This window comes from Flavobacterium plurextorum, assembly GCF_002217395.1.
Taxonomy (GTDB): Bacteria; Bacteroidota; Bacteroidia; order Flavobacteriales; family Flavobacteriaceae; genus Flavobacterium; species Flavobacterium plurextorum.
The window spans coordinates 171,920-188,911 of record NZ_MUHD01000021.1 but is presented as its reverse complement, the minus strand read 5'-3'; the positions used below and the strand labels follow the sequence as shown (position 1 = coordinate 188,911).

Genomic DNA, 16,992 nt, shown 5'->3' with positions numbered 1-16,992 from the left:
ATATATTTTATTTTCAGTTAGTTATATTTCTTTTTATTCTAAAAAGGAAATATCCTGAAATAGTATTCTTATTTTAATTTCCACAAGTAACAGCAGTTACAAGTCCTGACGAATTAATCGAAACTGTTACTGATGATGTTCCTGCAACTAATCTATAATAAGTTGATGTAGCCCCTGTCCATTTTGAAGAGCTGTTTCCTGTAGAATCGGTATACAGTTGCGTTCCTTCTATTATTAAAGGAGTATCTGCATATAAAGTTCTTCCCAGATTTATACCGCCTCCACAGCTGTCACTTCCTCCTTTATCATATAAAGCTCGAGGATAAGTTGGACCATATTTACTATCCTTTAATAAAAACTCTAACGACACTTTTGGTAAAGGCGCATAGTTAGATGTTTTACCAAAAGAGATTCCAAAAACAAATAATGCCATAATTAAAACTGCTTTTTTCATTTGTTATTTTTTTAAAATTAAGTATTTCAAATATATAAAATTTTGCACATAAAATAACAAATCATTATTTTTAAATAAAAAATCACAATAAAACACCTAAAACACTAAACAAAAAATACAAAAATACCAAATTTAAACAAAACAACATCCTAACAATTTATCGTACAAAAACCGCTGCTAAAACAAATTAGTACTACGAAAATACACCTTAGCTTTCGTCAAAAAATCTTCATTAAAACGGGAAATTATTAAAAACTAAAAAATCTTAAAAAAATTATTATCCCGCCTTTAAATTATCTTCTTTTTTCAAATGTTTCTTCTTAAATTAATTACTTTGCATAAAATTAAGAGTCAAATGAATAAAATTTACTACCATCTGCTTTTTTGGTTGTTTATCTCTTTATATGTATTTGATTACATAGCTTCGTTTTACAATCTAAAAGAGAGTATTCTTTATACTTCATTTGAAGTCGCTGCTTTTTGCTCTGAATTTTACATTAACCTATTCGTTCTGTTGCCTTTTGTTTTAAACAAAAAAGGAAAAACAGCTTATGCTTCAGCTTTAATTCTGCTGTTAAGCATTAGTTTTTTAATCTATTACAGCACTGGATTGAATGTTGTTTTGTATGATGATGATTTACTAAAATCATTTATTTCATTCCTTCTAAATCATTCGCTTTATCTTTTCATCTCTTATATTGTTTGGTTTTTCAATAAATATTTCACAGAAAAGCAACTTCGCCTGCAGGCAGAAAATGAAAAACTGCAAACCGAAATGATGCTGCTAAAATCACAAATCAGTCCACATTTTCTTTTTAATGCACTTAATAATATTTATGCACTAACGTTGATAAAAAGCGACAATGCTCCCAAAATGCTTGCTTGCTTGGCTGATATACTTCGTTATTTTCTGTATGAAGGTGACAAGAAAAGCGTATCTCTACTGTCAGAAATTGAAATAATTCACAAATACCTTCAAATTCAGGAATACCGAGAAATTGCAGGAATGAAAAATATCAGCTTTACTATTTCTAATGACAACTCTGTTCTACAGGTTCCTCCCCTGTTATTTCTCACATTAATAGAAAATACTTTTAAGCATGGCGATATTATTGAAAATAAAAATGGTTTTGTCGATATAATTCTTACTGCTGCCAACAATAAAATTGAGTTTGCTGTTGTTAATTCATTTCAGCCTAAATTAAAAAATCAAGGTATTGGATTGAAAAATCTAGAATCGCAGCTTAAAAATCTGTTTGGAGACAATTACCAGTTAAGTACCGAAGACACTGATTCAATCTATAAAGTAAGTTTAAGTTTTTATGGAAACAAAGACAATATATAAATGTGCCATCGTCGATGATGAAACTTTAGCTCGTACTTTAATACGCACTCATTTAATGCATATTCCTGAGCTCGAAATTGTATACGAATGTGCTTCGGCACTTGAAGCCGATCATTATTTAAAAACAAATAAAGTCGATTTACTGTTTCTAGACATTCAAATGCAGCATTTGTCTGGAATCGATTTCTTAAAATCACTTCAAAATCCGCCAAAAGTAATTTTTACAACGGCTTACTCTGAATTTGCTTTAGATGGTTATGAATTAAACATTATAGATTATTTACTAAAACCAATAACTTTTGAACGTTTCTATAAGGCTGTAACCAAAGCACTGGAATTATTAAAATTAGAAAACGAAAGTAAGGAGACATCTGAAGCTTCCGTTATAGATCAATCAATAGTCATAAAATCCAATCATCAGCACATCAAAATTCTTTTGAGCGATATATTGTTTATTGAAGGTCTTCATAAATATGTAAAAATCGTAACCGAGAAAAAAACATATACTACTTTAATTGCTCTTACGGCGATGGAAGAAGAACTCTCAAAACAGCTTTTTTATCGCTGTCACCGCTCTTTTATTGTCAATCTAAGTAAAGTTGAATTGATTGATGGAAATTTAGTCATTATTGGTACTCATAAAATACCTATCAGCAAATTAAACAAACAAGAATTTCTTACCAAATTAGGTAAGAAAATTGGGTAAATTAAGCGTTAAACAAACTTTCTGTACCCAAAATAGTTCATTTGGGAGAAAAAAAATTATCAGGGTTTTAAAAATTATTCTCTTTGTCGAGTAATTTTTAGAACCCTGAACGCATTTATTCAATAATTTAAAACATCAAAATGTACAACAAAGCAATTTTATCAATGACTTTTGCAATTTTAATTTCAGCTTGCGACAGCAATGAAATCGAAGGATCAACACAAAATCCTGATCCAACTTTACCTATTACTAATGTTCTTTATACAATGCCCGAAGAATCTGCACTGCACGAAGGCACTTGGCTGCAATGGCCGCATCAATATGAATATGGCATTACATATCGCAACAGTTTAGACGCAACATGGGTGGCGATGGCAAAAGCTCTTCAATCAACAGAAAAGGTTCACATTATAGCTTATGATGCTGCAGAACAAACAAGAATTGAAAATCTGCTGACAAATGCAGGTGTGCCATTAACTAACGTAAATTTTAAAATACATCAAACAAATGATGTTTGGGTGAGAGACAACGGTCCTATTTTTGCAAAAGATCAATCTGGTCAATTAGTGCTTCAAGATTGGGGTTTTAATGGCTGGGGAGGAAAATTTGGTTATAAAAAATGTGATGCAGTTCCATCATTTATCGCTGGTGAAATTGGTATAAAAGCGGTAAATGTACCAATGGTAAACGAAGGCGGATCTGTAGAATTAGACGGTAATGGTGTAATGATGGCTACAAAAAGTTCTGTACTAAGCCAAAAAAACAGATCAACTCGAAATGAAGGTATGACGCAGGCTCAAGCCGAAGCTAATTTTACTAAATACTACGGCGCTACAAAATTTATTTGGTTAGAAGGAGGATTTAGTAAGGAGGATGTAACAGATATGCATATTGACGGTATTGCTAAATTTGTTCCAGGTAATAAAATGGTTACCATGAATAATGATGATTTATTGAACTGGGGATTAACACAAAACGATATTGACGTATTGTACAGCGCTTCTAACAAAAATAATCAAGCTTATACTAAAGTATTTCTGCCATTGTCAAAAAATGATGTTGTGACTACAAATGGTACCAATCTAGGCTACAAAGGCTGTTACATAAACTTTTATGTTGCCAACGGAAAAGTATTGGTTCCAAACTATAACGATCCTAACGATGCTGTTGCCAATAACATTATTGCCGGCTTATTTCCTGGAAGAACTGTTGTAGGTATCGATGTGCGAAATTTATACAAAAACGGAGGAATGGTTCATTGTGTAACACAGCAGCAGCCTCAATAATAAAAGACATAAAACTCAAAAGCTCCTTAGACAAGAATGTTTAAGGAGCTTTTTTATTTGCACTCAATTGTTTTATTAACTCATTATGTGTAATTGTTTTAACACATAGAAACATAGTCGCTGAGTTCTAAAAAAAGGCGTTTCACTTGTTTTAAATGCGCAAAGCATGGTCTATGCAAAAGAAATGTATTTCTTTATGTATTCTTTTCCAGCTATAAAACCTATGTTTCTATGTGTTTAAACATTTTTTTTGAAAATTACAGCCAACGTTTATGCCTTTTGTTTCCATTTCAATCTTTGGGATTTTCTATAAACTAAAGGAGACATTCCTTTAATCTCTTTAAACTTTCTATTGAAGTTCGAAATATTATTAAAACCGCACAATTCTGAAACTTCCAAAACCGAAAGTTCTTGCGATTTCGAAAGCAGCTTCCCTGCCCTCTCAATTCTGATTTCGATCAAAAACTGAAAAAAAGTTTTATTCGTTCGCACTTTAAAATATTTACAAAAAGCATTTTTGGTCATATTCGATAAAGCAGCAATTTCGTCGAGCGTAATATTCTTTTGAAAATTAGTCATAACATATTCAAAAACCGTCTGCATTCTTTTCCCTTCATTATCCGTTATTTTTTTATCATATATATAACTTGAAAGCGGTGTTTTTTTATCCTGTGAAAGCTTTTTTGTTATTTCTAAAAAAAGCATAAACCGATCAAATTCATTAACCGATTTGATCTTTTTAAAAGATTTAATAACCTTATTAGACGGATTATTAACCACAAAGCCATTTTTACAGCTTTCCCAAAACGGCTGAATTTCTTTTAAAGCAGGTAATGAAAAGAAGTCTTTCCCAAAAGAATTTGCAGTAAAAAACAAGGTTAACATCACAGATAATTCTTCGGTGTTGGCATCACTTCTAAATACGTGAGGCAGATTACTGCCTATAACTACGACATCACCTTTTTGATAAGGTGAAATAGTGTCACCTACAAAAATGGTTCCCTCACCATTCTCAATATAGCTGATTTGTATTTCTTCGTGCTGGTGTAATTTATCATAGAAAACAAACTCAACATCCTCCTGATAAATTAGCGAATCTTCTTTAGTTTTTGGAATTTTAAATGGAAATACTTTCATAATCAATTTAATTACATGTGATAAATATAAAAAAATGCACGCATATTAAGTAATAATTTTAAAAATTAATACTAAACCGGATAATATAGTATCTTTTTGTGATAACTTCCCTAAGCACATATTTACTACTTATAAATATTTTTGAAAAAATTAAAATCGTAATTATGAGTATTCAATGGAAAGGCGTTATGCCAGCAGTAACCACAAAATTTACTGCCGATGACAAATTAGACTTCAATATGTTTGAAGTAAATGTTAAAGCTCAACTCGAAGCTGGTGTTTCTGGAATAATTTTAGGAGGTACACTTGGCGAGGCAAGCACATTATTACAAGATGAAAAGAAAGAATTAATTCAAGAGACAATCAATATCGTTAACGGACAAGTTCCGGTAATTATGAATATAGCCGAGCAAACAACTCGGGCCGCAATTCTTGCTGCTAATGAAGCAGAAAAAAATGGAGCAAAAGGATTAATGTTACTTCCTCCTATGCGTTACAATGCCGCAAGTCACGAAACAGTTACTTATTTCTCTGAAATTGCAAAAAGCACTTCACTTCCTATCATGATTTATAACAATCCTATAGATTATAAAATAGAAGTAACATTAGATATGTTTGAAGAAATTTTAAAATTCGATAACATTCAAGCCGTAAAAGAATCTACAAGAGATATCTCGAATGTAACGAGAATTATAAACCGTTTTAACGGAAGATTAAAAATCTTATCTGGTGTTGACACACTGGCATTAGAAAGTATTTTTATGGGATCTGATGGATGGGTTTCTGGTTTAGTAGATGCTTTTCCGGCAGAAACGGTAGCGATTTTCAAACTGGCAAAAGCTGGAAGAGCCGAAGAAGCTTTGGCTATTTACAGATGGTTTTTACCTCTTTTGGAATTAGATATTAATCCGCTTTTAGTACAAAATATAAAACTGGCTGAAGTTGCCACAGGTTTAGGAACAGAGTATGTTCGTGCACCAAGATTACCGCTTCATGGAGCTGAAAGAGAAAGAGTATTGGCTATTATTAATGAAAGCCTTCGCACAAGACCTACACTTCCAGATTACAAGTCTATAGTGTTGTAAACTTGCCTTAAAAAGAAAACTAACTTTTTTTCAAAAGTTTAATTTGGTTGATTTAGTTTGTTTGTTTTTGAGCTGGTTATTATATCAATAACCAGCACACAAAACACTGTAATTTTTAACAAATCCGGATTTAACTTTAATCTTAACATATAAAAAAATGATTACAGGAAAAAATTATGTGGGAAGCCAGCTTTTGGCAGGCGGAACCAAAACATATAAAACCATAAACCCGCAGTGGAATATAGAAAATCCCTGGACATTTACAGAAGCATCTCCTGAAGAAATTGAACAAGCAGCTGCTTTGGCTGATGATGCTTTTAAAATTTATAAAAATTATCCAGCGGCAAAAAAAGCGGCTTTTTTAAATTCAATTGCAGACGAAATTCTGGAATTGGGTGACGCTTTATTAGAAATATACTGCACCGAATCAGGTTTTTTAAAAGGCAGAGCAGAATCAGAAAGAGGCCGTACTATTTTTCAATTGCGTTCTTTTGCTAATATGCTTTTAGAAGGAAGCTGGCTCGAAGCTACTATCGATACTGCAATTCCGGATCGAGCACCGCTTCCAAAAGAAGATTTACGCAAAATGCTGGTTCCGTTAGGTCCTGTTGTCGTTTTTGGATCTAGTAATTTCCCATTTGCATTTTCTACTGCAGGAGGCGATACAGCATCAGCTTTAGCAGCAGGATGTCCTGTAATTGTAAAAAGCCATTCTATGCACATTGCAACAGGTGAAATGGTTGCATCGGCAGTAATCAAAGCGGCAAAAAAACACCAAATGCCCGAAGGTGTTTTTTCTAATTTAATTGGCAGCGGTACAACACTTGGTACAAGTTTAGTAAAACATCCGCTTGTAAAAGCTGTTGGATTTACAGGAAGTATAAATGGAGGACGCGCTTTATTTGATCTGGCTTCACAACGCCCGGAACCAATACCTGTTTTTGCCGAAATGGGAAGCATTAATCCTGTTGTAATTTTACCTGAAGCATTAGAAAAAAACAGTAAAAAATGGGCCGCTGTTTATGCTGGTTCAATCACACTGGGAACGGGACAATTTTGTACCAATCCAGGGTTGCTTTTAGGAATAAAAGGAAAAGAATTAGATCAATTTTCAAAAGAATTATCAGAAGAAATTGAGAAAATAGCACCTTCTTGTATGCTGCATCCATCAATTAAAGCTGACTTTAATAACGGCAGAGAAAAAATCAGATCGCAAAACGGAGTTACAACTGTTGCCGAATACAAGGAAGAAACGGCACCTAATTATGCACAACAGACTATACTTAGTGTAGATGGTAAAACATTCTTAGAAAATAACGTATTAAGCCATGAAGTTTTTGGTCCGTTTTCGATTATTGTTCAATGCGAAAATCTAGAGGAACTTACTGCAATTATTAATAAATTAGACGGACAGCTGACTGGAACTATACTTGCCGAATCTGCCGAAATTTCAAATTATGACACTGTTGTAAGTGCTTTACAAAACAGAGTTGGAAGGTTAATTTTTAACGGAGTTCCAACTGGTGTTGAAGTCTGTGCTTCGATGCTGCATGGAGGTCCTTATCCTGCGTCGTCAGACTCAAGATTTACCGCTGTGGGAATTCATGCCGTAAAACGATGGGTTCGTCCTTTTAGCTATCAAAATTGGCCGGACGAATTACTTCCGGAAGCACTTCAGAATAAAAACCCATTAAATATCAATAGAACTGTTAATGATGTAATAACAAACAAACCTATTTAATTTTATGCCAAGAAAAACTTTTTTTTGTGTCGATGCACACACCTGCGGTAATCCAGTGAGAGTGGTTGCCGGCGGCGGTCCAAATTTAATTGGTGACAATATGAGCGAAAAACGCCAGCACTTTTTAAAAGAGTATGACTGGATTCGCAAAGGACTGATGTTTGAACCCCGAGGTCATGATATGATGAGCGGCAGTATACTCTATCCGCCAAGTGATCCTGAGAACGATTTTGGTATTTTGTTTATCGAAACTTCCGGTTGTTTACCTATGTGCGGTCACGGAACTATTGGCACAATAACTATTGCCGTTGAAGAAGGATTGGTTACTCCAAAAATCCCCGGTAAAATAAAAATGGAAGCGCCTGCCGGTTTGGTTCAAATTGAATATCAGCAAACAGGAAAAAAAGTAGATTGGGTACGTTTAACCAATGTAAAATCATATCTCGCTGCCGAAGGACTTACTATTGATTGTCCTGAACTTGGCGAAATAACGTTTGATGTTGCTTATGGCGGAAATTATTATGCTATTGTAGATCCGCAGACTAATTTTTCGGGAATACAAGATTTTACGGCAGCAAAAATTGTACAGTACAGTCAGGAAGTTCGTAAACGCATCAATGCCAAATATCCTGATAAGTTCATTCACCCAGAAAACAGCACTATTAGAGATGTCAGCCATATGCTTTGGACGGGAGATCCATTAGACTCATCATCGTCTGGACGAAATGCGGTTTTTTACGGCGACAAAGCAATTGATCGTTCGCCTTGCGGAACAGGAACTTCAGCTAGACTGGCACAACTTCACGCAAAAGGGAAACTAAAAAAAGGCGAAGATTTTATTCACGAAAGTTTTATTGGCAGCAAATTTATAGGAAGAGTTGAAGAAGAAACTTCTATTGGAGATATTAAAGCCATTGTACCAAGCATTCAAGGATGGGCAAAAGTATATGGTTACAACAATATAATTATTGATGAAGACGATGATCCTTACGCATTTGGATTTCAAGTAATCTAATTTTTTCTGCCTATTAATACAATTATTTAACACATAGAAACATAGATGCTTAATCCCGAAAAAAAGGCGTTTCAATTATTTTAAATATACAAAGCAGGTTTTGTGAGAGAAATGCATTTTTCTTTTATATTCTTGTATTATACAAAAAGCCTATGTTTCTATGTGTTGAAGAAAATTGCAGTCAGCAGATCAATTTAATTTAATATCAAGACAAATCATTGGTTTCAGCGAGAAAACACGCTTACCAATGCTTTTTTAAATTCATAGTTTTAATGAAAAAAGTAAGTATTATTGGTGGAGGAATAATAGGACTATGTTCTGCATACTATCTCGCTAAAGAAGGTTATGAAGTAGTTGTTTTTGACAAATCAGACATGACCGACGGCTGTTCGTATGGCAATGCGGGAATGATTGTTCCTTCTCACATTATTCCTTTGGCTCAGCCTGGAATGATAGCGCAGGGAATAAAATGGATGTTTGACAGCCAAAGTCCGTTTTATGTAAAACCAAGATTGAGCAGTGATTTAGCAAAATGGGGACTTCAATTTTACAAACATGCCAATAAACAGCATGTCGAAAAAGCGATGCCTGCACTTTGCAATTTATCATTGTTCAGTAAAGAATTATATGAGGATTTTATTAAAGAAAACAATTCCTTTTTTTACGAGAAAAAAGGTCTTTTGATGCTTTACAAAACTGAAAAAACAGCCGAAGAAATAATCCACGAAGGAGAACTGGCCGCTTCTTATGGATTAGAAGTCGATTTTTTGTCTAAAAACGAAGTTACAAAACTTGAAACAGGAACCCGTACAGATGTAATTGGCGGAGTGCATTATAAAAGTGATGCGCATCTTTATCCTCAAAAATTCATGCAGTTTTTAAAAGGAGAATTAGACAAATTAAATGTAAAAATTCACAATAGAACTTTAGTCGAAGATTTCATTATAAAAAACAATTCGGTTACAGAAATAATCACTGATATAGGACCTTTTAAAACAGATGAGGTTGTTTTGGCAACAGGATCATGGAGTCCCGGAATTGCAAAAAAACTGCATCGTTCTATTTCAATTTTACCTGGAAAAGGATATAGTTTTACTTTACACGATACCAAACAGAAACCTTCAATTCCTGCCATTTTATGCGAAGGAAAAGTCGCTGTTACGCCTATGAATAATGTTATTCGTTTTGGCGGAACTATGGAAATAACCCATACAAATGATACTCAAATAAATAAAAACCGAGTGCAGGGAATTGTAAACAGCATTAATGACTTTTATCCTGATTTAAAAGTCGAAATGCCAAAAGAAAAAGAAACATGGTTTGGTTTTAGACCTTGTACGCCGTCTGGAATGCCAATAATTACACGAGACAAAAAAATAAAAAACTTAACTTTGGCAACAGGACACGCGATGATGGGATTAAGTTTAGCACCAGCAACAGGAAAGCTAGTTTCTGAGATTATTTCGGAGAAAACCACATCTGTCAATACAGAAATGTTTCAACTATAAATTTATGAGATACGAATCGATATCAGCCTCTTTATTCATCGAAAACAGAAAACGTTTTTCGGAAAAAATGAATCCAAACAGCATTGCAGTTTTAGTTTCTAATGATGTAATTCCAAATAATGCAGATGACCTAATGGGATTTGCTCAAAACAATGATTTATTTTATCTGTCGGGAATTGATCAGGACGAAACTATTTTGGTTCTTTCTCCCGATGCATACAAAGAAGAAAATCGAACTATATTATTTATAAAAGAGGTAAACGAGCACACCAAACTTTGGGATGGTGATTTTTTGACCAAAGAAGAAGCCTCAGCAATTTCGGGTATAAAAAACGTAAAATGGATTCATGAATTTGAAAAAACTTTACAGCTTTTTGCTTTTGAAGCCGATGCTTTTTATTTGGGGCATAATGAACACATCAAAAGAGTAACTGCCGAAATGACGACTCGTCAAGATCGAATGATTCAATGGTGTAAAGAAAAATATCCATTACATCAATACGACAGAGCAGCAAAAATTACACGCGAATTACGCCCAATAAAATCTACGGAAGAAGTTGCTCTTATAGAAAAAGCTTCAGCCATCAGCGTGAAAGGTTTTGAACGTCTTTTAAAAGCCGTTAAACCAAACATTAAAGAGTTTGAACTAGAAGCTGAACTAATTTATGAAGTGATTAAAAATGGCGCTTCTCGTCATGCTTTCCGACCTATTATCGCTTCTGGAAAAAATGCCTGCGCTCTGCATTACAATACTAATGATGCCGTTTGCAAAGAAAATGATATGATCTTAGTCGATTTTGGTGTTTGTTACGCCAACTACAATTCAGATACAACAAGATGTGTTCCTGTAAATGGTGTTTTTTCACCCCGTCAGCGAGAAGTATATTCATCTGTTCTGCATTGTTTAAAAGAAGGTTCAAAATTGCTAAAACCAGGTATTCGTCACAGCGATTACGAAAAACAAATGGCAGCTTTAATAGAACAGGAATTAATTAAATTAAAGCTAATTACTCCTGAAGATATTGCCAATCAAAATCCTGATTATCCGGCTTACAAAAAATACTTCATGCACGGAACAGCTCATCATTTAGGTCTTGATGTTCATGATGTTGGATTATATTCGCGCACTTTAGAAAAAGGAATGGTGTTTACCTGCGAACCCGGAATTTATATTAGAGAAGAAGGAATTGGCTGCCGATTAGAAAATGATTACCTGCTTACGGAAGATGGAAATATAAACCTTTCTGAAGCGCTGCCAATCGAAATAGCCGATATCGAAAAATTGATGCAGCACAAATAGCTTCTTTTTAAGTCCCAGAGGGCAATATCATTAAGCTAAGGAACAAAATCGCAAAGTTTTGTCATTTCGACGAAGGAGAAATCTTCATGAGAAGCTCAACAAAGATTGGATTCTCGTTGCGGAGTTACTTGCGAAGATTTCTCCTTCGTCGAAATAACAATAGTGTGCCTAAAATTTAATCACATTGCCCTGCTGGGGCTTTAAATTTATCATCATAAAAAAACAGTTACAAGAGCAATTTTGTAACTGTTTTTTTTTATTCTGAAAATGAAGTTTTTATACTTTTTTAATATCTAGATGATCTTAACCAAATGTCTTCAAGTTTTAAAACATTTAAAACAACAACATCTTTAAGCAAATAAATACTTACAACTGCAAAACAACAAAATAAACAATACGCAAAACACGATAATATAATCTGATTTTATGATAATATATTGGCATAAAAAAAACCATAAATGCAAAATATTTGCACCTACTAATCATAAAATCATAATATGAGAATTAACCTTTATTTTAGAAAGATTGCGATACTCTTTTTTGTATTTGCAACGCAGCTAATCTTTGCGCAGGAAAGAATAGTGACAGGAGTTGTTACCGATGATGCAGGACTGCCTTTACCAGGCGTAAGTGTATCTATCAAAGGAACCAAAACAGGAACACAAACAGACTTTGATGGCGCTTTTTCTATCAGCGCATCTCCAAACCAAGTTTTAACATTTAGCTATATAGGACTGAAATCTCAGGAAGTACCAGCATCTACAAATAAGATAAATCTTAAAATGTCTGGAGGCTCAACAGCACTACAAGAAATTGTAGTAACCGCTTTAGGTGTTAAAAGAGAGAAAAAATCTCTTGGTTACGCTACACAAGAAGTCAAAGGAGAAGATTTGACAAGAGTTAACAGCGGAAACGTAGCCAACTCTATTTCTGGAAAAGTGGCTGGTGTTGACATTAGAAGAAACAACAACATTGGCGGATCAACAAATGTTATTATTCGCGGATCGTCTTCTCTTACAGGAAACAACCAAGCTTTATGGGTTGTAGACGGAATTCCTTTAAATAATGATAACACAAATACAATCGACCAACAAGGTGGTGGAAATACGGGTGGATACGATTATGGAAATGCGGCATCAGATATTAACCCTGATGATATCGAGTCTATGAACGTTTTAAAAGGCGCTGCAGCTTCTGCTTTGTACGGTTCTAGAGCTGCAAATGGTGTTATCCTTGTTACATTGAAAAAGGGAAGCAAATCTAAAGGCGGACTTGGAATTACTTTTACTAGTGGTGTAAATGTTGGATCTGTAGATAAAAAAACATTACCAGAATACCAAAATCAATACGGCAGTGGATATGGTGATTTTTATGGAACTGTAGATTTAGGAAGCGGTACACACCCTTATGCAGCAACTGATGATGCATCATGGGGACCAAAATACGATCCAAATTTATTGGTTTACAACTGGAACTCTTTTTACCCAGAATTGCCTACATATGGCATTGCAAAACCTTGGGCACCTGTAAAAAAGAATCCAAACAGCTTTTACCAAAAGAGTCTTACGTATACGAACAACATCGCTGTTTCGGCATCAAATGAAAATGGTGATTTTAGATTTGGATATACAAACTATAACCAAACTCAAGGAATTCTTCCAAACAGCAGCAACAAAAAAGACAATTTTAATTTTTCGTCGACTTACAAACTTAGTTCAAGAACAAAAATTTCTGCTTCTGCAAATTACTTAAAAGCATACGCAAAAGGAATGAACGAAACGGGTTACGGAGACGGTGGAAATAATTACTTGAGCAGTGTAAGACAATGGTACAACATGAGTGCTGATTTTCAGGATTTAGAAGATGCTTACAATTTAACCAAAAGAAACACAACTTGGAGTGTTGGCGGACCAACTGATTTAAGTGTTCAATTTCACGACAATCCATACTTTCAGCGTTACAACAATTACAACTCTTTAAACAGAGATCGTTTCTTTGGTAACTTTGCATTAAGCACAGATGTATCAAGCTGGTTAAACATTGTTGGAAAAGGATCTGTTGATTACTACTCTCAATTGCAAGAAGAACGTATTGCTGTTGGTTCTAAAAGAACATCCAACATGTTAGGACAATATTCTAGATACGACAAAACGTTCCGCGAAATCAATTTAGATTTAATCTTAAACTTTAAAACTGATATCACTGAAACAATTAAGTTTTATGGATTATTAGGAGGTAACACAAGACGTTCTGTTAACAATCATACTTATGCCAGAACTAATGGAGGTTTAGTTGTTCCTGGTAAATATATGTTAAGCAACACACTTTCTCCTATTAACTATCCTGACGAGTTTTACGAAACGATAGGTACAAATAGTGTTTATGCCAATGCAACATTCAACTTTAATGAAACTTATTTTGTTGAAGGCTCATACAGAGTAGATCAATCCTCTACACTTCCTAAGAAAAACAATACTTACACTTATCCATCTATTACTGGAACTTATATTTTCAGCAAACACCTTAATGCAGACTGGTTGTCTTTTGGAAAACTTCGTTTAAACTATGCAGAAACAGGTAATGACGCTGAGTTTGCTGTTATTCAATCAACATTTGCAAAAAACAGCAATTTTGGTCCTGACGGAATTCGTTTTTCAAATGAAAACAACAAAAGTAATTCGAACTTAAAAAGTGAGCTTACAAAGGGTGTTGAGGCTGGTATTGAGCTTAAATTCTTAAAAAACAGAATTGGTTTAGATTTTTCATACTATAAAACCAATACTACAAACCAAATTTTATCTATCGAAGTTCCTGTGCAAACGGGTTACAGCAGACAGTGGATTAATGGCGGAAATGTTGAGAACAAAGGTTATGAACTTTCGTTGAATGTTATTCCGTTTCAAACTAAAGACTTTTCATGGGAAGCTAGAATCAACTGGGCAACTAACAAAAACAAAGTTATTGACCTAAATGGTGCCGAGAGACTTTCGATAGGTTCATTTCAAGGTGTTGGATACATTGCTGAGGTTGGAAAACCAATTGGTCAATTTATTGGAAGAGGTTTTAAATATTTAGACGGCGAAAGAGTTGTAAAAGCAAACGGTCAATATGAAGTGGTAGCCGGAGCAACTATTGGTGATGTAAATCCTGACTGGACAGGCGGTATCAACAACGTTTTTCGTTACAAAGATTTCGCATTCAACTTTTTAATAGACATGAAACAAGGCGGAAATGTATGGTCTCTAGATCAACAATACGGCCACACTACAGGTATTTACCAAAGCACAGTTGGAAACAACCACCTAGGAAACCCTGTAAGAAATTCAATTGCTGACGGAGGTGGAATTATTCTTCCTGGTGTAAAAGCAGATGGCACACCAAATACAACAGTTGTTCCTGCTGATTATAACACTTACAACGCTATGCCGCAGGAAGCTTATGTTTATGACGCTTCTTATGTAAAATTACGCGAAGTAGGTTTGAGTTATAAATTCCCTTCAAAATACCTAACACACACTTTCATCAACAGCTTGGTTTTTGCAGTAAACGGAAGCAATTTATGGATTATCAGCAAAAACCTTCCATATGCTGATCCAGAAGCGGGAACGTCATCTGGAAATATACAAGGTTTTCAAACTGGAGTGTTACCAACAACAAAAGAGTACAACTTTAATATAAAAGTTCAATTCTAAAAACAAACAAAATGAAAAAAATAACAACCATACTCCTTGCAGGAATATTGCTAAGTTCTGCTGTTTCTTGCGAAGACATCGACCGATTAAACGAGAACACAAAAGCTTATACCTCAGCCTTACCGGGAAGTTTAATGACAAGTTCTCAAGTAAATTATTCTTATTTCTTGACAAATGCTTCTGTGAATGATAATAATTTTAGAGCATATGCACAGCATTGGACTACATCGACTTATACAGACGAAGTAAATTACAATCAAGCCAAAAGAAACTTAGGAAACTCACATTCTGTAGTACTTTATAGAGATGTCTTGCAGGATTTAATAATTGCAAAAAAGAAAATAACAGATGAGCAGGCTTTAGGTCCTGTTGAAACCGCTGTCAAGAAAAATAGAATTGCCATTTTGGAAGTTCAAATTATAATGGCTTACCAAACACTGGTTGATCTTTTTGGAAACATTGTATATTCTGAAGCTTTAGATATAGAAAAATATCCAAATCCAAAATACGACGATGCAAAAACAGTTTATTTAGATTTAGCAGTACGTTTAGATGCAGCAATTGCAGATCTAAACGGCAGTTATGACAGTTTTGGAACCGCTGACCTTATTTACAATGGAAAAGCAGCACAATGGAAAAAATTAGCGAATAGTGTTAAATTAAAATTAGGAATGCACTTAGCCGATGTTGATGCTGCCAAAGCTAAAGCAATGGTAGAATCTGCATACAGCTCAGGAGTAATTGCAAATAATGCTGAAAATGCTTTATTTCAATATTACAAAACCGTAATTGATCAGAATCCATTGTACAACAGCTTGGTAAACGAAAGCCAAATCATGCCGGCAGAATTTTTTGTAAATGAATTAAACGGAAAATCGGATCCAAGAAGAGATATCTTTTTTAATCCAGCTTCAAAAATTGCAGGAGCTTACAAAGGCGCACCTTACGCACAACAAGTAAGTTATAAAAACTACTCGAATGTAGGTGTAAGAATAAAAGAAAGAACAAATCCGGGAGTAATCTTTGACTATACTGAAACTTGTTTTTTACTTGCAGATGCAGCCAGCAGAGGTTTTAGTGTAGGCGCAACAGCTGCTGAATATTATGAGAAAGGAATTCGTTCCAGCATGAATTACTGGGGAGTTTCAACTGCAGATGCAGACACTTATCTAGCTAGAACTGATGTTGCTTATGCGACAGCTTTTGGAACTGATAAACAAAAAATCGCATATCAGCTTTGGATCGCATACTACAACCGCGGATTTGAAGCTTGGACTGAATACAGAAGATTAGACTTCCCTATTTTAGCTGCTCCAATAACAGCAGTTTCTGAAGCAGGAGGAAAAGTTCCAGTAAGAAACATTTATTCTTTATTTGACTCTACTTTAAATACAGCAAACTATAATGCTGCCGCAACAGCAATTGGCGGAGATAAAATGACAACAAAATTATTTTGGGATAAATTTTAATTTGAATTAGTAAGCAATTTAACATCTCATTAAATAGAAGCAGGCGCCTTAAAAACGCCTGCTTTTTCTTTGATTTAAACTCTGGAATTATGTTTTCTACACAAAATTCAAAACAAATCCAAAACAAAACAATGACACACGTAATTAACTGAATAAAAACACATAACATAATTTTAAAGTTAATTTTAAGATAATTTCATATCATAACCGAATAAAATAGTACAAGTATGTCATTTCATATAAAAATATCTTTG

At 34.3% G+C, this 16,992-nt stretch carries 12 protein-coding genes; 10 read left to right on the top strand and 2 right to left on the bottom strand.

Translation table 11 applies throughout. The annotated features are described in order from the left end of the window. Positions 1-73: 73 nt before the first annotated feature. Complete coding sequence (locus B0A81_RS12330; protein ID WP_089058309.1) at positions 74-454, bottom strand: hypothetical protein; 381 nt, start codon at positions 452-454, stop codon at positions 74-76. A gap of 355 nt (positions 455-809) precedes the next feature. Here B0A81_RS12330 and B0A81_RS12325 point away from each other — a divergent pair, with 355 nt between their 5' ends. The 3 genes from B0A81_RS12325 to B0A81_RS12315 all read left to right on the top strand — a co-directional run bounded on the left by B0A81_RS12325 (position 810) and on the right by B0A81_RS12315 (position 3,791). Next, positions 810-1,799: a sensor histidine kinase gene (locus tag B0A81_RS12325; protein WP_158234888.1), complete on the top strand. Its 990-nt coding sequence runs from the start codon at positions 810-812 to the stop codon at positions 1,797-1,799. Further along, complete coding sequence (locus B0A81_RS12320) at positions 1,777-2,505, top strand: LytR/AlgR family response regulator transcription factor (protein ID WP_089058307.1); 729 nt, start codon at positions 1,777-1,779, stop codon at positions 2,503-2,505. Before B0A81_RS12325 ends, B0A81_RS12320 begins: the two co-directional genes overlap by 23 nt. Before the next feature lie 140 nt (positions 2,506-2,645). Further along, positions 2,646-3,791, top strand: a complete 1,146-nt coding sequence (locus B0A81_RS12315; RefSeq protein WP_244281403.1) for an agmatine deiminase family protein — start codon at positions 2,646-2,648, stop codon at positions 3,789-3,791. A 270-nt stretch (positions 3,792-4,061) separates the two neighbouring features. On the opposite strand, the gene B0A81_RS12310 is transcribed toward B0A81_RS12315, so the two are convergent. Beyond that, positions 4,062-4,928, bottom strand: coding sequence for an AraC family transcriptional regulator (locus B0A81_RS12310; protein ID WP_089058306.1), 867 nt, complete (start codon positions 4,926-4,928; stop codon positions 4,062-4,064). A 164-nt stretch (positions 4,929-5,092) separates the two neighbouring features. On the opposite strand from B0A81_RS12310, the gene B0A81_RS12305 reads away from it, so the two are divergent. From B0A81_RS12305 to B0A81_RS12275, 7 genes are all read left to right on the top strand, one after another. Then, positions 5,093-6,013: a dihydrodipicolinate synthase family protein gene (locus tag B0A81_RS12305; RefSeq protein ID WP_089058305.1), complete on the top strand. Its 921-nt coding sequence runs from the start codon at positions 5,093-5,095 to the stop codon at positions 6,011-6,013. Positions 6,014-6,170: 157 nt separating this feature from the next. Further along, positions 6,171-7,754, top strand: coding sequence for an aldehyde dehydrogenase (NADP(+)) (locus tag B0A81_RS12300; protein ID WP_089058304.1), 1,584 nt, complete (start codon positions 6,171-6,173; stop codon positions 7,752-7,754). A 4-nt stretch (positions 7,755-7,758) separates the two neighbouring features. Beyond that, entirely contained in the window at positions 7,759-8,769 is a 1,011-nt protein-coding gene (locus B0A81_RS12295) for a 4-hydroxyproline epimerase (RefSeq protein ID WP_089058303.1), read from the top strand. A gap of 272 nt (positions 8,770-9,041) precedes the next feature. After that, entirely contained in the window at positions 9,042-10,277 is a 1,236-nt protein-coding gene (locus tag B0A81_RS12290; RefSeq protein WP_089058302.1) for an NAD(P)/FAD-dependent oxidoreductase, read from the top strand. Positions 10,278-10,281: 4 nt separating this feature from the next. Further along, positions 10,282-11,577, top strand: coding sequence for an aminopeptidase P family protein (locus tag B0A81_RS12285; RefSeq protein ID WP_089058301.1), 1,296 nt, complete (start codon positions 10,282-10,284; stop codon positions 11,575-11,577). A 497-nt stretch (positions 11,578-12,074) separates the two neighbouring features. Next, on the top strand, positions 12,075-15,269 hold the full coding sequence (locus B0A81_RS12280; protein WP_089058300.1) for a SusC/RagA family TonB-linked outer membrane protein: 3,195 nt from the start codon (positions 12,075-12,077) through the stop codon (positions 15,267-15,269). An 11-nt stretch (positions 15,270-15,280) separates the two neighbouring features. Continuing rightward, a complete protein-coding gene (locus B0A81_RS12275; RefSeq protein WP_089058299.1) occupies positions 15,281-16,738 on the top strand; it encodes a SusD/RagB family nutrient-binding outer membrane lipoprotein in 1,458 nt (485 codons plus the stop codon). Positions 16,739-16,992: the final 254 nt, after the last annotated feature.